The following is a 19,631-nucleotide window of genomic DNA, read 5'->3' on the forward strand; positions in this document are numbered from 1 at the left end:
TGCATTTATTCTCATGTACCTTATATTTCTTCTCCTAAAAGTGAAAAAGAGTGTGACTCAGTTATTTGAACTGATACGAGATCTCCAATAGCTTTGTCGTTTCCCTCGAAGTTCACTAATTTCCCATTTCTAGTTCTTCCACTTAATTTATTTTTATCATTTTTACTATAACCTTCTACCAATACTTCTACTATTTTACCTACACATTCTTTGTTTCTTTCTGCACAATTTCTGTTAACAACTTCAATTAATCTATTAAATCTTTCATGCTTAACATCATCTGGTACTTGGTCTAGCATTTCATCAGCTGGAGTTCCTTTTCTTTTAGAATAAAGGTACGTAAATGCTAAATTAAATTTCACCTCTTCCATAAGGCTTAGAGTCTCTGCAAAATCTTCATCTGTTTCTCCAGGAAATCCAACGATAATATCTGTACTTATTCCTACATTAGGTATTGTGCTTCTAATATCTTTAACCAAATCCAAATATTCCTGCCTATCATAATGTCTATTCATTTTATTTAGAAGATTAGATGAACCAGATTGTACTGGTAAATGAACATGCTCACAAATCTTATCCCCCGCAGCAATCACTTGCATTACTTCATTTGATAAATCCTTTGGATGAGATGTCATAAATCTTAATCTCTCTAAATTTTCAATATTGTTAATTCTTCTAAGTAACTGTGCAAAATTTATTTCAGGAGTTAATCCCTTACCGTAGGAGTTAACGTTTTGACCAAGTAAGGTTATCTCTTTGTACCCTTGTGCAACCATAGCTGTTATTTCATTAATAATTTCTTCAGGCATTCGACTTCGCTCGCGTCCTCTTACATAAGGCACTATACAATAAGTGCAAAAATTGTTGCAACCATACATAATTGTAACAAAACCTTTTAGATTATTTCCCCTATCTATTTTAATTCCCTCTATAATATTTTCTTCTTTATCCCAAATTTCAACGATAGATGATTCTCCACCTTGTATTCTCTTTAAGTACTCTGGGAATTTATGAGCATTGTGTGTCCCAATAATAATGTCTACAAATGGAAATTTAGTAATTATATGTTTCGCCATGCCATCTTGTTGCATCATACATCCAATAATCGCAATTATAAGCTTTGGATTATTTTTTTTCATTGTTTTTAAAGCACCTATATTTCCATCAACCTTTTGCTCTGCATTCTCTCTAACACAACAAGTGTTGAATATAATTATATCAGCAGTTCCCTTATCCAAAGTTCTTTTATATCCCACAGGTATTAGCATACCAGATAATTTTTCAGAGTCCTCCTCATTCATTTGGCATCCCCATGTTTCTATGTAATAATTAAGTGTTTTATTCATTAGTGCATTCTCCTTTATAAAAAAAAGTATTAATACATACCATTATATATAATATGAAAGCTTTTTTAAAGTCATTTTTAATAATTGATTATATAATTAATCTATTCTAAATATATATACGAATCAGATTATACTCTTACTAGTTGATTTTCTATTTTAATATAGAAAAAATTACATATTATGATTCTTTAATTAGCACTTATATTTGCTTTTAATTTCTAGAGTAAATTTCTGTTTTTAGGATAACCTACCTAAAAGGAGTGAATTTATATGTATGATGCAAAAAAAGAAGAGACTATAAAAGATACGAGTTTACAATACAATTGCATAGGTGATAGAAGTTATTATTGTATGTGTAACCATAGTAATATGCTAAATATGAAAGCATCCTATGTTCCTGTTGAAATTGTACTAAACCAGTTTAACGACATTTCAGAAGGAATATCCACCACCTCCATTAGTGAGAATTCCTTACTATAACAAAAGAAAAACCTAAGTGGAAGTCTTAATCTCCTTCTGAAGTCGTTAATATATCAGCTCCGCAGGAGATGATTTAATGACATTTCAGGAGGAATATCCACCACCTCCATTAGTGAGAATTCCTTATTATAACAAAAATAAAAATGCTTTCTGATATTGAAGATAAAATATAAAAAGAGATAGAATCCTCTATCACTTTTTATATGCATTATTAAGCTTTGGTTTTTTTCCAAGTATAAACTTCCTTTTTAATATTAAACCCTAATGAAATATATAATTTTAAAGCGAAAACATTATTAGAATCTACCTTAAGTGAGACTTTAGAAAAGTCATTATCCATAGCTATATTAAGCAAATGCCTTAAAAGCACTTTCCCATATCCTTCTTTTCTGTATTTCTCTACTATTCCGAAATTTACTATGATTGCTGCCTTATCTTCAACTATAATTTGACCATATCCAATGGGTATATTATCTAGTTCAATAAATATTGCGCCCTCATTAAAATAATATTCCTGTGCTTCATCATAATAGATATCTTCTATATTTATCGGAATTCTATCATCATTTTTAAATATTTCATTTTGTAATAAACAACGTTCTTTTTCATTTTTGTCCTTTTTTACTATAGAAAAAGTAATGTTACTAGGAACAAGGGCATTAAAATATTCTTTACACTCTAGTTCTAGTCCCATAACTCCCTTTAATCTCGTAAACCCTAGCTTATTTAAAATATCTATGTTTATTCCATTATCTTCACATTCATATGTTATCAAACTATTACTTACCAGTGAACTAATTAAAATTTTATAGCAGTAGACTAAATTATTATCCTCTATTACATTTATTGAATTAATGGAACTATGATATTTAGTATGTTTTTTAAACCATATATAACCTATATAATTATTTTCTTCTAATAATAGGTTTACAGTTTTTCTTAAAAACAATTTCTGAATAATGTTACTATTATCATACTGTTCAAAGAAATCTTTATTCGATAAACTAAAGTTAGTATTGATTTTACTGATTTTTTTAAAACTTTCAATATTTTTTAAAGTTAGACTTATTAATTTATACATTTAACTTTACTCCACTAATATTTATTTTTAAATAAATTTGATTATTTTAAAATTTTAATACATTTATAATTATAAATCTACTATTAATAGTTTTACAAGAAATTTATTATAATTTATGAATATTCTTCTAAAAAATCTAAATATTCATTAAAAAATTTCTCTTGAGCTTCATTGTGACATGTTATCTTATTAAGTTTATTCAAATATTTTGTCTCAGACCATTTTTTTTGTTTCATATATCTTTTCTTCGCTAACTTCCAAAACTTATGAGGGAATATTATTAAGGCAAGCATTATCTCTAAATCTTCTTTGTTTAATTTATTAGTAGAATTATATGCTTCAATCAGAACTTTAGCAAAATTAAAATTCCACCCATAAGCTTTTTCGAACATCAATCTCCGAATAAGTTTTCCTAAATCACTTATTTGTAAATCAATCATAATACTATCAAGGTTAATTATGAAGTACTCTCCATCCTTTTTAATTATATTCTGATAGCAAAAGTTATTATGACATATTATTTTCTTATCATTTGCTATTTTTGATGATTTATAATACTGTGACTTATTTAGAATATTAACGGAAGACATACCTCTATTATAAAAGTTATCAATATTTTCTAGAAAATGAATATCAAATTCATTTTTTATCCTTTTGTTAGTAATTATTCTTTCGAATCTTTTAAAATCATTTAAATCGTTAGTGAAAATTTTCGGCCAATTCTTTAAATTGTTTGGTATCTGGATTTTATTATGGTCAATTTTATTTAATACGTTATGAAATTGTGCTAAGAGTTTTGTACAATTCACAGCTTGATCAATATCAGTTAAATCACATTCACAGCCTTCTAACCATTCTGTTAAGTAATATATATTTTTTTTATAACTTACAGAAAAAGCTCCGTCTTTTGTTCTAAAATATTTAGGTGTATTGGTAAAGTTATTAAGTAGTAGTTCTTCTGTTAAAATGCAACCATTTTTAACCTTACTTCTTCCATGCCTCATTTTCTTTAAACAGAAATCACCATTATCTGTTGTAATCTTATATGCACTTCTAACTTTTTCAGCAGTTATTAACTCTAATTTATACTTCCTAACTACATTTATTAATATTTGCATCTTTTTATTAGTAATTATATTTAAGTGCTCAATTGTACTTGCATTACCTTTCAATTTTCTCTCTCCCATAATAGTTCTATTAAATTATATTAACTAATTTAATTTAGTATTCAATAATTCGTAAAATTATAAAAAAACGTGCTTGCATAATTTTATGCTACACGTTTTTTACGAGAAATTTTCTTAAAGAAAATGTTATGCTTCTATAATTTATTATTTCATTTTTAAAATTGCCTCTTTAATAACCCAATCCGGTGTTGAGGCTCCAGCTGTGACCCCTATACTCTTAACATTTTTATCTTTTATAAATTCATCAGTAATACCTAATAAATTTTCTACATGTATTGTATTTCCACAATTTTTCTTACATATTTCATAAAGCTTTGTAGTATTGGAACTATTAAAACCACCAATAACAACCATAGCATCAACTTTATTTGAAAGTTCTTCTGCTGATTTTTGGCGTACTTCAGTTGCACTGCATATAGTGTTGAACGCAACTATTTCCTTACAGGTTTTTATTACCTTGGTTAATACATCCTCCCAAGTAGCCTGCCTCTCTGTTGTCTGAGATACCACGCATACTTTATTTGATATATTACCGAGCTCCGTACCACTCTTAAGTATTACTGCAGAATCATTACACCATCCATTAATTCCAATAACTTCGGGATGATTTTTATCTCCAACTATAATTATATGATATCCTAAATCGTAATATTTTTTCACCTTTTCATGAATATTGGCTACATAAGGGCATGTTGCATCTACTACATTAAGGTCAGTTTTTTTTAAAATATTTAATGTTTTTTCAGATACTCCATGCGATCTTATAATAATCGTATCATTTTCTTTTAATCTTGAAATATTATCAAGTTCTATAGGAAATATTGAATTCTCTTTCAAAAAACCCACAACATCAGTATTATGAATAAGTGGCCCTAGTGTATAGATTTCATTGTTATATTTTTCTTTCATATTTAAAGCTGTATCTACAGCTCGTTTAACTCCAAAACAAAAACCAGCTGAATCTGCTAGTGTTATTTTTCTCATACTGCCACCTCCATATATAAGTAATCGTAAAAAATACTGAATTAACTATTCTTAATTTTCAAATTAATATATTCCACAATTGTTTCAACTACTCCATTAATGCTTAAATCAGAAGAATCGATTTCTATAGCATCTTCCGCTTTTATAAGTGGACTAGTCTCTCTATGTGTATCAACATAATCTCTTTTTATAATATCCTTTAAAATAGTATTATAATCAACTTCTATATCCTTAGAAATTAATTCTTCGTATCTTCTTTTTGCTCTCTCTTCGCTGCTAGCAGTTAAGTAAAATTTAAAAGTAGCATCCTTAAGTACAACTGTACCAATATCGCGTCCATCCATAATAACATTAAATTTTTTGGCTATATTTTGTTGTAGCTTAACAAGTATTTCTCTGATTTCAGGAATAGCTGCATATTTTGAAACATTGTTGCTTATAATAGGCATATTTATCATATATGTCAGATCTTCCTTATTAACAAATAGACGTTCTTCTTCAAAATGAATTTCTAAAGATTCCACCATTTTAAGTAAATCATCTACATTATTTTCTGATATGTTTGCATTCATCGCCTTTAAAGTAACTGCTCTATACATTGCTCCCGTGTTAATATACATAAGACCAAATTTTTCACCTATCATTTTAGCTATAGTACTTTTCCCTGCACCTGCAGGTCCATCTATGGCAACGGAAATTCCCATACTCTTCACCCCTCGTTTATAAAACTGCTAGTTTTAATAGCATTAATTTGCTACTAGAAGTAGCATTAATTTGCTACTGGAAGTAGCATTAATTTGCTACTGGAAGTAGCATTAATTTTCCCCTACATTACTCCCAGCTAAATTCCCTGTTGATAATGCTATTTGAAGGTTATAACCTCCTGTATATGCATCTACATCTATCATTTCACCTGCAAAATAAAGATTATCAATTTTTTTTGATTTCATGGTAGAAGCATCTATCTCTAAAGTATCTACTCCACCACTAGTTATAATTGCTTCTTCTATTGGGCGAAGAGACTTAATGTTAAAAGTTAAATTTTGAAGCAAATTTACTACGGTTTTTCTTTCTTCTTTAGTAATAGAATTCACTTTTTTATCTTCATCAATATTAGATAGTTGAATTATCGTATTAATCATTTTTCTAGGAAGTAAATCATCTAATGAATTTTTAAAAGCTTTGTTTGCATATTTCAAGAAATCACTTTGAACTCGCTTATCAAGTTCAACTTCACTTAATGCTGGCTTAAGATTTATCACAGCCTTAAATTTTTCTCCTTCTTTTATAAAACTACTTGCACTTAATACAATAGGTCCTGAAGCACCATAATGTGTAAAAAGCATTTCCCCAAACTCTTTATACAGACTCTTATTCTTACTATTAGTAATTTTTAATTCTACATTTTTTAGAGATAGGCCCTGTAAATCCGAAACCCACGTTTCATCAAATTCTATTGGTACAAGTGATGCTTTAGGTTTAATTATATTGTGTCCTAAAGCACGAGTATAAGCTAAACCTTCGCCAGATGATCCTGTTTGTGGATATGATAAACCACCGGTACATAATATAAAGTAATCTCCATAAACATAACTTCCATCAGCAAGCTGTACTCCGACAATCTTCTGATTATCCCTAACTAGCTTTTTCACTTTTGAGTTTAATTGCACTTTAACATTTTTATTTTTTAATTCCGTAGTAAACGCTTTTATAATATCCGAAGACTTATCTGACTCTGGAAATACTCTATTTCCTCTTTCAACCTTAAGGTTAACTCCTAATTCTTTAAAGAAATTCATTGTATCTTCATTAGTAAAGGAATATAAAGAACTATATAAAAAATGAGGATTACATGGTATATGTTCAAAAAAATCACCAATATCCTTCGCATTTGTAATATTGCATCTACCTTTCCCAGTTATATAAAGTTTTCTTCCTAATTTTTCATTTTTTTCAATGAGTACAACATCATGTTTTGATGAAGCTGTAACAGCTGCCATCATACCTGCTGGTCCTCCTCCAATAATAACTACTTTTGCCACCTAATCACTCCCTTATAATACTTACAATTATAAATTAATATAATACATTAATTTATTCAATCTTGTTTAAAAATAAACACCGTAATTCAAATAAATATATGCATTCTATTATATCACACTCTTTTATATAACTAAAAAATAAAAAAATAAAAAAGGGAACCCCCCTAAAAGGATTCTCTTTGAAATATATACGTAAGAATTAATAATTTCCTTGTGCGTGCATTGCTTCTGCAACTTTAACAAAGCCTGCGATGTTAGCTCCTGAAACTAGATTATAACCAAATCCAAATTCTTCTGATGCATCTTTACAATTTTTGTATATATTAATCATAATTTCATGTAATTTTTCATCAACTTCTTCAGCCGTCCATGATAACCTCATGCTATTTTGACTCATTTCAAGTGCTGATGTAGCAACTCCGCCTGCATTTGCAGCCTTAGATGGTCCTACATTAACGCCCATTTCTAAGAAGTAGTCAACTGCTTCGTTAGTACATGGCATGTTAGCACCTTCACAAACAAATTTTATTCCATTTGCGACTATTTGTTTAGCGTGCTCTATATTAATATCGTTTTGTGTAGCACACGGTATTACTATATCAACTTTTACATTCCATGGTTTTTCTCCAGCATGGAATTCAACATCATACTTGTCAGCATAGTCCTTAACCCTTGAGCCTTTATTTACCCTTAACATTTCAACTAAGTAATCTATTTTCTCTCCTGTTATTCCATTTGGATCGTATATATATCCGTCTGGACCTGAAAGTGTAACTACTTTACCACCTAAATCAGCAACTTTAGTGCAAACACCCCAAGCAACGTTTCCGAAACCTGAAGTAGATACTGTTTTACCTTTAAAATCTAGCCCTTCATGTTTAAGCATTTCTTCACAGAAATAAGCTATCCCAAAACCTGTAGCTTGTGGTCTTATTAAACTTCCGCCATACGCTAACCCTTTTCCTGTAAGAACTCCATTTTGAAAAGTTCCTTTAATCCTTCTGTATTGTCCATATAAATAGCCAATTTCTCGTCCTCCAACACCAATGTCTCCAGCTGGAACGTCAACATCTGGCCCTATATATCTGTAAAGTTCAGTCATAAAGCTTTGGCAGAATCGCATTATCTCAGCATCTGATCTCCCTTTTGGATCGAAATCAGAACCACCTTTACCTCCACCTATTGGAAGTCCAGTTAATGAATTCTTTAACACTTGTTCAAATCCTAGAAATTTAATGATTCCAATATAAACTGAAGGATGAAATCTTAAACCGCCTTTAAATGGTCCTATACATCCATTAAATTGCACTCTAAAACCACGGTTAACCTGTGTAACGCCTGCATCATCTATCCATGGAACCCTAAACATCATTTGTCTTTCAGGTTCACAGAATCTTTCTAAAAGGTTTGCTTCAATATACTCTGGATGTTTTTCTAAAACTGGTCCTAAAGATCCTAAAACTTCTTCAACTGTTTGTAAAAATTCAGGTTCATTAGGATTTCTCTTTTTAACATTTTCTAATACTTGCTCTATATATTCTTTTACTTCCATAATTTATTTCCTCCTTAAATTAATGTTTTATTTAAATTTAATACATATATATGTATGTATATATATACTAGATTGCTACTACTTTGCACATAATTTATAGTATGCACTATTTCTACCTCATTTAAAGAATTATAATTATATTTTAAAATAAAAAGCAAATATTTTTATCCACTTATATCATACTAATCATCCTAATCTTTATCTTTATAAGAATAAACTTGATATTCTTCCCATACGGTCTCCAAATTAGAAAATGTCCTTGAAATTTTTTCTTTTTCTCTTAATCCCACAGCAATAATTAATGCGTTTATTACACTGAGTGGCGCTACTAAAGAATCAACAAATGAAGCCATATTACTTTGAGCTATTAATGTATAGTCAGCTTTAGCCGCTAGTGGAGATAATAAACCATCTGTAATTGCTACAACATTAGCATTTCTACTTTTAGCAAAAGTCAAAGCTTCAATTGTTCTTGTAGCGTACCTTGGAAACCCTATTCCAATCACTACGTCATTTTCATTAACATTAAGCATCTGCTCAAATATATCGCTGACACCATATGCTACAACCTTAACATTATCTAAAATAAGATTTAAATAAAAACCCAAAAATTCTGCTAATGCAGATGAACTTCTAAGTCCGATTATGTATATTCTTTCAGCCTTAAATAGTGAATTTACTATCTCCTCAAAAGTTTTATAATTAATCTTCTCCAGAGTAGCTCTAATATTTTCCATATCAGCTTTTAATACACCTTTTAATGCATTTTCTTGCGTAATGAAGTCGTTAGACAACTCAATTCTTTGAACAGTAGTTAGTTTATTTTTAATTAATTCTTGAAGAGCTTTCTGTAGTTTTGGATAACCAGTGAAATCTAACTCATTAGCAAATCTTACAACAGTAGATTCACTTACTCCTACACTAGTACCTAATTTGGCTGCTGTCATAAATGCTGCCTTATCATAGTGTTTTAAAATATATTCTGCTATTAATTTTTGCCCCTTGCTTAACCGTGGAAACTTGATTTGAATAGACCTCATCAAATCTTGTTTGCTGTTTTCCATAACTAACTCAATCCTTTCTATGTTAATTCCAACCAAATAAAATGAAAAACTCCTTCATGTCCCACATAAAATGCATCATTTAATTATAAATTTTTCAAATATTTTATTTCATCTTCAGTCAAGTTTCTCCATGAACCCTTTTCCATATCCCCTAATAAAATATTGCCCACAGAAACTCTTTTTAATGCAATAACTGGATGTCCTATTGCATCACACATTTTTCTGATTTGGCGATTTTTTCCTTCATGTATAGTAATTGTAACCCTGCAGTTGAATCCAACCCTCTTATTTATTTGAAGATCCGCTTTCGCTGTAATGTATCCTTCAATATCTATCCCATTACAGAACTTAGATATTTCTTCTTCATTTGGGCATCCTTCTAGTATTGCTAAATAAACTTTGTTGATTGCTTGTCTTGGGTGAATAACCTTATTATAGATATCTCCATCATTCGTTAATATAATTAAACCGCATGTATCATAGTCTAACCGTCCTATGGGATATATTCTTTCTTTTACCTTCACCAAATCTAGAATAGTTTTTCTTTCTTTTTCGTCCTTTACAGTAGATACTATCCCTTCTGGTTTATTTAGTGCAATGTAAACTTTGTTTTCTTCCATATTGATAATTTTATTATCCACATGTACCCTATCTTTTTCAGGGTCAACTTTATGACCAAGTTCTGTAACCATTAAATCATTTACTTTTACTCTTCCTGCTGTAATTATTTCCTCACATTTTCTTCGTGAAGCAACACCACAGCTCGCCATGAATTTTTGCAATCGTTCTTCCACTATATCACTTCCTAATATTATTTTAGTCACTGTATAAATATATATCTCCTATTAAAAAAATTTCATAAGCCAAATTCCACTTAATAAATGAATATCACTATAAATGTATTTTTCACCAAATATTTCTCTAAGCAGATTTCATAATCTGTTATGAAATAAAATTGATTTAAAATTAAAATTAATATATATATAAATAAGTCTTCACGGATAATTATATAGTATATTAATAAAAAATCAATTGTTGTAAAATTATTTTTAATTTTAAAACACAAGCACCGTTAATAATGCAATATATTTCCAAGGAAATATATTGCATTATTAACGACTTCAATTACTAATAGATTTAACTTGTTTTTATTTTGATGTATCTAATGCTATAATATACACAAAATATATTATTATAAAAGGAGGATATACTATGAACTTTACTAATTACTACATGCCAACAAAAATATTACTAGATGAAGACGTAGTACTAAAAAATAGCAATTTATTTTGTAATTATGGAGAAAAAGCTTTAATTGTTACTGGTAAAACCTCTTCAATCACTAATGGTTCATTAAAAGATGTTACTAATGCGTTGAAAAAAGAAGGAATTAAATATGATATTTTTAATAATGTAGAAGAAAATCCCTCTTTAGAAACTGTAGAAACCATTGCAAAACTTGGAATATTACAAAAATCTAATTTCATTATTGGAATCGGAGGTGGCTCTCCCATTGATGCCGCAAAAGCAGCCGGTGTGCTCATAAATAACCAAAATGATACAATATGTAATTTGTTTGAAAGCCCAAATTTAAAATCTATACCTATAATTGCCGTACCAACAACAGCTGGAACAGGAACTGAAACAACTCCTTATTCTATAGTTACAGATAATGAACTACAAACAAAGCATGGTATATGTCAAAGAATATTTCCTGAATATGCTCTGCTTGATGTAAAATATCTAATGTTTTTACCAGATAAAATAACTATTAATACTTCAGTAGACGCTTTATCACATTTAATAGAAGGATATTTGTCAACAAACGCAAGTATATTAAGTGATGCTTTAGCAGAAAAGGGGTTAAAATTATTTGGTGAATGTCTAAACATGATAAAAGAAAAAGATTTCACCTATACTATACGAAAAAAACTAATGGTAGCTTCTACTTTAGCTGGTATGGTTATAGCGCAATCTGGAACATCTCTTCCACATGGAATGGGTTATGCTCTTACATATTTTCATAATATACCTCATGGGAAAGCAAATGGAATACTTTTAAAGTCATATTTAGAATTTTGCGATGATAAAATTAAAGTTAAAAAGATTTTATATCTATTAACCCTAGAGAATTTAGATGAACTTGGCTATTTTCTAAACTCTATGCTTGGTGATGTAAATAGTGTAACTTATGAAGACGTATGTTCTTATAGTGACAAAATGACCTTAAACAATAATAAGTTAAAAAATCATCCCACACCTGTAAAGCGAGAAGATATACTAAATATTTATAAGAATAGTTTCAAATTATAAATATTTTAAAAAAAGCAAATTAACATTTGCTTTTTTTTAGGACATTAAAAATAACAAACACACTACGAGTAGAATACCAAATATAAATAGTGAGTAAGTTAAACTATTCATGTTATACCCTATTTCTTCTATTTTTGATTTCATATTTATAATATCTGACTTTTCCTCTGCCATCTCAATTTTGCATTTGTTAATATCTTGAGTATTAAATAAATTAACAAATTCGCTTCTCATTCTTCTTATAATAGATTTTCCATAATCGATTTTCCTTTTACTAATTGAATCAATACTGCTCCCTATAAAAGTAACACTGTTAACTACTAAGCGATCAATTATATGAAAAATAAAGCAACTAATAAAAATAACACCTTTTCCTAGAGGCTTATATATATGTTTTTCTAAACTTATCCAATTTAAGGTTGGATTCACATAATACCAATTAGTACCTTCCCCTTTTTTTAACACTTTTCTTATAAATCCCATATAAATTACAATACCAATTAATATTATTATAAAGGAGCTTTTAATATTATTAAAAGTGTAGAAATCCACGGCTATTGGCTCAGCATTTCCAAATGGCTTTAAACCTTTATCTAACACATGTAAGATTACACTCGGATTAAGTCCAATATAAATACTCATTAAACTAAATATAGCCATTGGTAAAAGTGTCATTTTAGTTATCTTTGCCTTTACTTTTTCAATGTTTTGATTGCTTTTTTCTATAAATACAGCTACAAATATTTTCAGTAAATAGGCTACAGTAAAGCTACTACTTATTATAAACACAATTTCACATATTTTAAAAAACATCCACCCATACATATGCTCCGCTTCAATAAGTGCCTCATGCAGCATTGTTTTACTAGTGAATCCATTAAAACCAGGCATCCCTATTACTGATAGAACGCCTATAAAAAACATTATCTTTAATGCATGTTTTTTAATTCCAAAGCCACCAATTTTATTTATGCTAACCTCATTTAGCACCAAATATATGGTCCCTGTGCCCATAAATAATAAGGCTTTAAAAATTCCATGATTTATAACATGATACAATGTACCATAAATAGCTATAGTTCTATGATCTTTTAAAATCCCTATTAATCCTATTCCAACAAGAATATAGCCAATTTGACTCATGCTACTATATGCAAGAATTCTTTTTATGTTTCTCTGCATCATGGCTAGAAAACCACCAATGAACATATTTAGAAGACCTATCACTAGAATAGTAATAGAAATCATAAAATCTCCACTCATAATAACTTCAATAGTTAATATAATTCCAAATATACCGGTCTTCGCTAAAACTGCAGATAAAACAATAGTTGCAGGCGTTGGCGCTGCAGGATATACCTTCGGTAACCATATGTGTAATGGTACCATTCCTGCTTTTACACCAAACCCTATAATAATTAGAGTTACGATAAGATACTTTACCTCACCTAACTTGCTTACGCAAGCTCTAAGTTCACTGATATCTAATGTTTGAGTATAATTATATAGCAAAAATAATCCCATAAGCAAAATAAGACCACCAGTTACTGCCATTATAATGTAAGTATTTCCTGCATCATGCGAATAATCATCTTCATCGTTAATTATTAAAGCATATGATGTAAAGGACATAATTTCGAAGAAAGCAAACAAATTTAAGAAATTTTCTGATATGAAAATTCCAATGGTGCTTGCTAGGGTTAACATAAAAAACAGATAATATCTATTCCTATTTTTAGTATTTTTTAAATACTGTGTTGAATATATTGTAGTTAAAAACCATATCATAGCTGTAAGCCAGACAAAAACATATCTAAACATATCCAATTTCAAATGAAGACCTGTACCCATAATATAAGGTATCGATAGCTCTATTGGCTGTACTACAACATATTTATATAATATAGTAGTAACTACAAATACAATGGCAGTCATTACAATATTAAAGATATCCCTATATTTTTCATTTTTCATGCCTATAATGTAACCTATTAAAGAACTAATAAGTGGGAACAGCAAAATAAACAGTAAATACGTAGTGGATTTCAATATAATACCCTCCTTTCTTAAATTACCTCACTAGCAATTTTCTGAATAAATGAGATAAGCATATTAGGAAATAATCCAAGTAAAACAATTATAATGGTTATAATAACTATGGGTAGTAACATTTTTATTGGTGCTTCTTTAACTATAATGTTCTCCCCTTTTTTGAAAAAGGCTTCTTTTATAACTGGAAGAAGGTATAAAGCAGTTAATAATGCACTAATAAGCAGTATTGCAGGAAAAACCATTTCCTCTTCTGTAAGTCCGCCTTGAGCTAGAAACCACTTACTAACAAAACCATTTGTTGGTGGAATTCCGATAAGTGATATTGCAGCTACACTAAAACACCCCATTGTTATTGGCATCTGTTTGCCAATACCTCTAATCTGACTAATCTCTGTTTTCCCCGTAGTGTACATTATCGCTCCAACACAGAAAAAAAGAACAATCTTAATTACTGCATGATTAATTAAATGAAGCAGACCTCCAACAAATGCATCTTCATTTAAAAGAACCAAGCCTAATAATACATATCCTAATTGACTAATTGTTGAGTAAGCTAACCTCTTTTTTAAATTTTCTTGATGTAATGCTAAGAATGAACCCATTAAAATTGAAATTACTATCAGAATACTTAAAAATATATTTATATGGAGCTGTCTGATTATTTCTGTCCCAAAGATAAAATAACTCATCCGCATAATAGCAAAAATTCCCGATTTTACAACAGCGACTGCATGAAGCAGTGCACTAACGGGAGTTGGAGCAACCATTGCTGCCGGTAGCCATGAATGGAATGGCACAAGGGCCGCTTTAACTCCAAAACCTAAAAACATGGAAACGTAACTTACCAAATATAGGTTTTTATTATCATTTGTTAGTGCTGGCAAAATGCCATGAGCATTAAATGTTGTATCATTCGTAATGCTGAATAATAAAATCATTCCAAGCAAAACCAATGTGGCTCCTACAAATGAATATATCAGATATTTTTTTCCGCTTTTTAACGCTTCTTTTGAATCAGTGTGAATTACAAGCGGGAAGGTTGACAATGTAAGAAATTCATAAAAAGCGTAAAGTGTTATAAGATTTCCCGAAAAGGCAATTCCTATGGTTACACCAAGTGTTGCAAGAAAAAAAGTATAAAATTTTCTTTCTTTGCCTTCGTGTTTCATATATTCCATGGCATAGAAACAAGTGAAAATCCATAAAATTGCAACTAATAAAGAAAACAATATACTTAACTTATCTATTTTAAAATAAATATCTAGAAATTCATTTATTTTGAATAGATGAATTCTACTTTCTCCAAACACATAAAATATAGTAACTAGAAAAATAAAATTTAATATAACGCCCATGCTAACAAAAATATTTCTTTTCTTTTCATCTAATTTTATTGTTGCCATAATTATTGCTAATATAAATGGGAATAAAATTGGTATTATTATTGTGATATTATTCAACTGCGAAGCATCTCCTCTACTTAAGTCCTAGGCTAATTAAATCTATAATACCACTAGATGTTAATCCCACGTAAACCATTGAAATCACTAGAAAAATTACAGGCATCAATTCTTTTACAGGTTTGCTTTTAGATTTATATACTTTATCTTGTAAATTTTCTTCTCCAAAAAATCCATTTATTATGATCGGGAAATAATATACTGCATTTAATAAACTGCTAAGCAATATAACCGCTACTAAAATTGTATCTCCAGATGCTATAGATGCTAAAGATAAGTGCCACTTGCTTACAAATCCAGGCAATATCGGAATTCCTATCATAGATAGTGCACCCATAGAAAATAATCCTAATGTTAGTGGCATTTCTCTCCCTATTCCCTTTAAATGTTCTAATGTTTTATGCCCTGTTTGTTCTATCATTCCCCCAACTAATAAAAACAACGCTGATTTAGTTACCGAATGCCCAATAATATGGAATATAGCAATGGAAACTCCTAAATCAGTTCCAAGACCTATACCAAGAAATATATACCCCATTTGTGCCACAGTAGAATATGCTATAACTCTTTTTATATTTTTTTGAAAGATAGCAAAAACTGAGCCCATTATCATTCCTAAACTACCTAATATCAATATAATATTCAAAACAGAATAATACTTAATTATTTCCATTCCATAAAGTCTATATAATATCTTAATTAAAAGTAGAACAAATGCCTTTAAAACTAAAGAAGATAAAAGTGCACTTGAGGAAGTAGGTGCACTTGAATGGGCATCTGGTAGCCAATTGTGAAGTGGGAACATAGCACTTTTTACTCCAAGCCCAACAATAAATAAAACTATAGAAATCAGTACTGCATTTGGATAATTTATGTAGCCTTTAATTAATATTTCATGAATGTAATCTATATTCAAATGGCCAGTCATTGAATATAAATAAGCAATTCCCATAAGTGCAAGGCCGGATCCGATGCAACTCATAATTAAATATTTCATAGTGGCTTTTATGTTTTCTTTTTTGTCTTTAACAATAATAGTGCCACAAGACGCAAGTGTTCCTACTTCTATAAATACAAAACAGTTAAACAAATCGTTAGAATATACTACGCCGAGTAAGGAGCCTATTAAAATGTTTATAAGTAAATAATATAAAGCTACCTTTGATTCTTTGATTTCCTTTTCTATACTATAAATTGAATACCAAATTATCATAAGTGAAACAAATGTAAAAACCAAACCCATTATAGCCTCAATTATTCCAATGCGGAATTCAATTCCATAAGGTGCATTAAAATGTCCAATTCTATATAAATATCCTCCCTTGTTAATAACAAAGATTAAATTTATCACTGCTAAAATCATGACTATTGTCATTGATATTAAACTAATACCCTTAACAATCTTTGTGTTTTTAATTAAAGGCATTATAAATGCCGAAATGAACAATATCAATATAATTGTAAGTGGAAAACTCTCTATTAGGCTCATTTTAATCACTCCTCATCTTAATAATTTCATCTAGTTCAATGGTACCGTATCCTTCATACAACCTCACTGTTAGTGCAAGGGCAAATGCTGTTGTACTGACTGCTACAACTATCCCAGTAAGCATAAGCGCAGATGGAACAGGATTTATGTAACCTTGAATTCCTTTATGCGCCCCTATAATAATGGGAGCATCTTTACCTAAAATATATCCTTTTGCAATAAAAAATAAAAAAATTGCTGTATCCATTATATTCATACCAATTATTTTTTTTATTAAATTATTATGCAATAACAGTATTGCAAAACCAATTCCAAACAGTATGATTGCGCCAGTCTCATAATAATTATTTATTAATCCTTCCATAATTAAATTTCTCCTCTGTCAAATAAAGTGAAAAAAAAGTATATAGTAATCGCTACAATACTTCCTACTAATATGTTAAGTGGCAATAAAAATCCACCACTGAGTATATTACCTGGTGTTCCTAAACTAGGCTGCGGAAGCCCTAAATGATTTCCACCAGTTATAAAACTATACCCTTTTAATAACCCATAAAACATAATTGCTCCACATAGATAGGTTATTAATCTTGCGTATGGTAATTTTTTATCTGTAAACTTTTTACCATAAATTATTCTATATAAGATGAAACTTGTGCCTATAATTGTTCCACCTGCAAATCCCCCACCTGGGCTTAGATGTCCATAAAAAATTATATAAATCCCATAAATCTGAATGCAAGGTATTAGCACTTTACTTACTTCTTTTAAAATAGTACTTTTTATAATAATTTCGTAAGTACCTGTATCCTTAGGGTTCCTTTCTTTCTTTAGAAGTAACAAAACTATAATTGAAGCAGTAAACAATACACTTGACTCAACAAAAGTGTCAAAGGCACGGTAATCTAAAATAATACCTGTAACAATGTTCATTGCACCAGTTTCTTTTGTTGTTTTCTCTATATAATAATGTGCAACTTCATTATTGGCGGGATTATCATATTGTCCAAATTTGGGGAGTTCATTAACCCCCAAAAGTAAAACCATAATTAGAGTTGCTGTAATCCCAATAGATAAAAATTTTCTCATTTTCTTACTCCTTTAACTCTTTTTAGTGTAAGTATAAATAAAATTGTAGTAATACCTGCTCCAACTGCGGCTTCAGTTATTGCTAAATCGGGAGCATTTAGCTGTTGCCATAGAATTGTCATGATAAGGCTATAAACCATAAATACTATTATCGCACCAAGCATACTTTTTATAGTAGAAACGACTACAGCAGAGCCTATTAAGAACATCAGCATTATCAAACTAAATATCTTCATGTTTTTTCACCCCATTTATTTTCTCAAGAGACGCTTGCCGGGTATACTCAGCTCTCGCAATTAAGTGTGTAGCTGTTGGATTCGCAATCCATACAAATACAATAATTAATACAATTTTCAAACTAACCATATTTAATCCATTTAATACTACTAATGCAGATAGGCATAATATAGCCCCTAAGGTATCACATTTAGCCGCACTATGGGCTCTTGTAAACACATCTGGAAATCTTATAATTCCTAGTGTTCCAACCATGAAAAAGAATAACCCTCCAAAGAGAAAAATAGCAACAATTAACTCTCTCATATATTTCTCCCTTCTGAATTTTCAATAAATTTAGCTATTACAATAGAAGATAAAAAACTAATCAAAGCATATACTATTGCTACATCCACAAAATAAGTTTCATTAAGTAAAAATGAAACTATAAGAATAAGTATAATAGTTTTAGTGCCTATAACATTAATAGCAATAAGTCTATCTGCTGCACTTGGCCCCTTAATCGCTCGCAGCATACATAAAAAAATTGTAGCCGCTAAAAATAAAATAGAAAAAATCAATAGTTTACTCATAAATATCTTCCTCAATTTCCAAAATTTTTTTTTCAAAATCTGAATTAATTAGCCCATTTACAAATTCATATTTCAAACAATGCACAGTAATTTTATCTCTATCCATTGAAATGGTTAAGGTTCCCGGCGTTAATGTTATAGAATTAGCAAAAATTGTTTTAAGAAAATCAGATTTTATTTTTGTGTTAATTGTTACTATCTGTGGCGATATTACTATTCGAGGGTTCAAAACTATTTTTGCCACATTAAAATTGGAAACTATTATTTCTTTTATCAATATAATTGTGTAAGATAACCATTTTCCAATATTTTTCTTGAAATTTACTTGTCTATCACTACACATCAAACCCTTATTTAAATTTCTAACTAATAAACTTATTATTATACCAATACAAATAGTTTCAACTTTCGCATTTGCGGATAGAACAATCCAAAATAATAAATATAAATATACAACTCCATAATACATTTTAAAAATCCCCCTATGAATTTTCACTCAGTTTCTTTATGTATTTAACTAGCAACAAACATGCCAAATTTTCTTTTACAAAAAAAATCAAGTTTATAATCCATTGATTTTCAACGGTTTATAAACTTGATTTTTTTATTTTAAATAAAATTTTTGTTTTTCATAAAAGCACTTTATTTAAAATCGCACCAATACGGTACACTATATTATTATA

The 19,631-nt window shown here is 29.5% G+C and carries 19 protein-coding genes and 1 pseudogene; 2 read left to right on the top strand and 18 right to left on the bottom strand.

What is annotated here, in order from left to right; all coding sequences use genetic code 11:
• Positions 1–20: 20 nt before the first annotated feature.
• Positions 21–1,346 (bottom strand): tRNA (N6-isopentenyl adenosine(37)-C2)-methylthiotransferase MiaB, encoded by a 1,326-nt coding sequence (gene miaB / locus ACWJJT_RS03470; RefSeq protein WP_462956060.1) that lies wholly within the window; start codon positions 1,344–1,346, stop codon positions 21–23.
• A gap of 270 nt (positions 1,347–1,616) precedes the next feature.
• Here miaB and ACWJJT_RS03475 point away from each other — a divergent pair, with 270 nt between their 5' ends.
• Positions 1,617–1,826, top strand: coding sequence for a hypothetical protein (locus tag ACWJJT_RS03475; RefSeq protein ID WP_462952927.1), 210 nt, complete (start codon positions 1,617–1,619; stop codon positions 1,824–1,826).
• 211 nt (positions 1,827–2,037) lie between these two features.
• On the opposite strand, the gene ACWJJT_RS03480 is transcribed toward ACWJJT_RS03475, so the two are convergent.
• The 8 genes and pseudogenes from ACWJJT_RS03480 to ACWJJT_RS03515 form a co-directional block, all read right to left on the bottom strand.
• Positions 2,038–2,907, bottom strand: a complete 870-nt coding sequence (locus tag ACWJJT_RS03480; RefSeq protein ID WP_462956061.1) for a GNAT family N-acetyltransferase — start codon at positions 2,905–2,907, stop codon at positions 2,038–2,040.
• Positions 2,908–3,020: 113 nt separating this feature from the next.
• Positions 3,021–4,079: a CotS family spore coat protein gene (locus tag ACWJJT_RS03485; protein WP_462956062.1), complete on the bottom strand. Its 1,059-nt coding sequence runs from the start codon at positions 4,077–4,079 to the stop codon at positions 3,021–3,023.
• A 165-nt stretch (positions 4,080–4,244) separates the two neighbouring features.
• Positions 4,245–5,078 (bottom strand): annotated as a pseudogene (locus ACWJJT_RS03490) (4-hydroxy-3-methylbut-2-enyl diphosphate reductase); the annotation flags it as partial.
• Between the two features lie 41 nt (positions 5,079–5,119).
• A complete protein-coding gene (gene cmk / locus ACWJJT_RS03495) occupies positions 5,120–5,782 on the bottom strand; it encodes a (d)CMP kinase (RefSeq protein ID WP_462956063.1) in 663 nt (220 codons plus the stop codon).
• A gap of 111 nt (positions 5,783–5,893) precedes the next feature.
• Positions 5,894–7,081 carry a BaiN/RdsA family NAD(P)/FAD-dependent oxidoreductase gene (locus ACWJJT_RS03500; RefSeq protein WP_462956732.1) on the bottom strand — a complete coding sequence of 396 codons (1,188 nt, stop codon included), beginning with the start codon at positions 7,079–7,081 and terminating at the stop codon, positions 5,894–5,896.
• Positions 7,082–7,319: 238 nt separating this feature from the next.
• On the bottom strand, positions 7,320–8,672 hold the full coding sequence (gene gdhA, locus ACWJJT_RS03505; RefSeq protein ID WP_462956064.1) for an NADP-specific glutamate dehydrogenase: 1,353 nt from the start codon (positions 8,670–8,672) through the stop codon (positions 7,320–7,322).
• A 191-nt stretch (positions 8,673–8,863) separates the two neighbouring features.
• Positions 8,864–9,736 carry a MurR/RpiR family transcriptional regulator gene (locus ACWJJT_RS03510; RefSeq protein WP_462956733.1) on the bottom strand — a complete coding sequence of 291 codons (873 nt, stop codon included), beginning with the start codon at positions 9,734–9,736 and terminating at the stop codon, positions 8,864–8,866.
• A gap of 83 nt (positions 9,737–9,819) precedes the next feature.
• Entirely contained in the window at positions 9,820–10,530 is a 711-nt protein-coding gene (locus tag ACWJJT_RS03515; protein ID WP_216303111.1) for a pseudouridine synthase, read from the bottom strand.
• Positions 10,531–10,948: 418 nt separating this feature from the next.
• Between ACWJJT_RS03515 and ACWJJT_RS03520 the strand changes: the two genes are divergently transcribed.
• Positions 10,949–12,049 carry an iron-containing alcohol dehydrogenase family protein gene (locus tag ACWJJT_RS03520; RefSeq protein ID WP_462956065.1) on the top strand — a complete coding sequence of 367 codons (1,101 nt, stop codon included), beginning with the start codon at positions 10,949–10,951 and terminating at the stop codon, positions 12,047–12,049.
• Between the two features lie 36 nt (positions 12,050–12,085).
• Here ACWJJT_RS03520 and ACWJJT_RS03525 read toward each other — a convergent pair whose 3' ends face one another.
• From ACWJJT_RS03525 to ACWJJT_RS03565, 9 genes are read right to left on the bottom strand one after another with little or no spacing between them, the layout of a single operon-like run.
• On the bottom strand, positions 12,086–14,098 hold the full coding sequence (locus ACWJJT_RS03525; protein WP_462956066.1) for a complex I subunit 5 family protein: 2,013 nt from the start codon (positions 14,096–14,098) through the stop codon (positions 12,086–12,088).
• A 17-nt stretch (positions 14,099–14,115) separates the two neighbouring features.
• On the bottom strand, positions 14,116–15,561 hold the full coding sequence (locus ACWJJT_RS03530) for a complex I subunit 5 family protein (RefSeq protein ID WP_462956067.1): 1,446 nt from the start codon (positions 15,559–15,561) through the stop codon (positions 14,116–14,118).
• Between the two features lie 16 nt (positions 15,562–15,577).
• Positions 15,578–17,050 carry a complex I subunit 5 family protein gene (locus tag ACWJJT_RS03535; protein ID WP_462956068.1) on the bottom strand — a complete coding sequence of 491 codons (1,473 nt, stop codon included), beginning with the start codon at positions 17,048–17,050 and terminating at the stop codon, positions 15,578–15,580.
• 1 nt (position 17,051) lies between these two features.
• Positions 17,052–17,414, bottom strand: a complete 363-nt coding sequence (locus ACWJJT_RS03540; protein WP_216303053.1) for a sodium:proton antiporter — start codon at positions 17,412–17,414, stop codon at positions 17,052–17,054.
• 2 nt (positions 17,415–17,416) lie between these two features.
• A complete protein-coding gene (gene mbhE, locus ACWJJT_RS03545) occupies positions 17,417–18,139 on the bottom strand; it encodes a hydrogen gas-evolving membrane-bound hydrogenase subunit E (RefSeq protein ID WP_462956069.1) in 723 nt (240 codons plus the stop codon).
• Positions 18,136–18,375: a hydrogenase subunit MbhD domain-containing protein gene (locus tag ACWJJT_RS03550; RefSeq protein ID WP_462956070.1), complete on the bottom strand. Its 240-nt coding sequence runs from the start codon at positions 18,373–18,375 to the stop codon at positions 18,136–18,138. The genes mbhE and ACWJJT_RS03550 overlap by 4 nt, the downstream gene beginning before the upstream one ends.
• Positions 18,362–18,682, bottom strand: coding sequence for a monovalent cation/H(+) antiporter subunit G (gene mnhG / locus ACWJJT_RS03555; protein WP_462956071.1), 321 nt, complete (start codon positions 18,680–18,682; stop codon positions 18,362–18,364). Before mnhG ends, ACWJJT_RS03550 begins: the two co-directional genes overlap by 14 nt.
• Complete coding sequence (locus ACWJJT_RS03560; RefSeq protein WP_462956072.1) at positions 18,679–18,948, bottom strand: monovalent cation/H+ antiporter complex subunit F; 270 nt, start codon at positions 18,946–18,948, stop codon at positions 18,679–18,681. The genes mnhG and ACWJJT_RS03560 overlap by 4 nt, the downstream gene beginning before the upstream one ends.
• On the bottom strand, positions 18,941–19,417 hold the full coding sequence (locus tag ACWJJT_RS03565) for a Na+/H+ antiporter subunit E (protein WP_462956073.1): 477 nt from the start codon (positions 19,415–19,417) through the stop codon (positions 18,941–18,943). The genes ACWJJT_RS03560 and ACWJJT_RS03565 overlap by 8 nt, the downstream gene beginning before the upstream one ends.
• Positions 19,418–19,631: the final 214 nt, after the last annotated feature.

The organism is Clostridium sp. CM041, from assembly GCF_055081035.1.

What these genes read in the sequence shown, in the direction of transcription:
- ACWJJT_RS03565 (WP_462956073.1), bottom strand. Translation starts at nt 19,417, where the DNA reads ATGTATTATGGAGTTGTATATTTATATTTATTATTTTGGATTGTTCTA.
- gdhA (WP_462956064.1), bottom strand. Translation starts at nt 8,672, where the DNA reads ATGGAAGTAAAAGAATATATAGAGCAAGTATTAGAAAATGTTAAAAAG.
- cmk (WP_462956063.1), bottom strand. Translation starts at nt 5,782, where the DNA reads ATGGGAATTTCCGTTGCCATAGATGGACCTGCAGGTGCAGGGAAAAGT.
- ACWJJT_RS03560 (WP_462956072.1), bottom strand. Translation starts at nt 18,948, where the DNA reads ATGAGTAAACTATTGATTTTTTCTATTTTATTTTTAGCGGCTACAATT.
- mbhE (WP_462956069.1), bottom strand. Translation starts at nt 18,139, where the DNA reads ATGAGAAAATTTTTATCTATTGGGATTACAGCAACTCTAATTATGGTT.
- ACWJJT_RS03540 (WP_216303053.1), bottom strand. Translation starts at nt 17,414, where the DNA reads ATGGAAGGATTAATAAATAATTATTATGAGACTGGCGCAATCATACTG.
- ACWJJT_RS03550 (WP_462956070.1), bottom strand. Translation starts at nt 18,375, where the DNA reads ATGAAGATATTTAGTTTGATAATGCTGATGTTCTTAATAGGCTCTGCT.
- ACWJJT_RS03535 (WP_462956068.1), bottom strand. Translation starts at nt 17,050, where the DNA reads ATGAGCCTAATAGAGAGTTTTCCACTTACAATTATATTGATATTGTTC.
- mnhG (WP_462956071.1), bottom strand. Translation starts at nt 18,682, where the DNA reads ATGAGAGAGTTAATTGTTGCTATTTTTCTCTTTGGAGGGTTATTCTTT.
- ACWJJT_RS03475 (WP_462952927.1), top strand. Translation starts at nt 1,617, where the DNA reads ATGTATGATGCAAAAAAAGAAGAGACTATAAAAGATACGAGTTTACAA.
- ACWJJT_RS03500 (WP_462956732.1), bottom strand. Translation starts at nt 7,081, where the DNA reads ATGATGGCAGCTGTTACAGCTTCATCAAAACATGATGTTGTACTCATT.
- ACWJJT_RS03520 (WP_462956065.1), top strand. Translation starts at nt 10,949, where the DNA reads ATGAACTTTACTAATTACTACATGCCAACAAAAATATTACTAGATGAA.
- ACWJJT_RS03510 (WP_462956733.1), bottom strand. Translation starts at nt 9,736, where the DNA reads ATGGAAAACAGCAAACAAGATTTGATGAGGTCTATTCAAATCAAGTTT.
- miaB (WP_462956060.1), bottom strand. Translation starts at nt 1,346, where the DNA reads ATGAATAAAACACTTAATTATTACATAGAAACATGGGGATGCCAAATG.
- ACWJJT_RS03480 (WP_462956061.1), bottom strand. Translation starts at nt 2,907, where the DNA reads ATGTATAAATTAATAAGTCTAACTTTAAAAAATATTGAAAGTTTTAAA.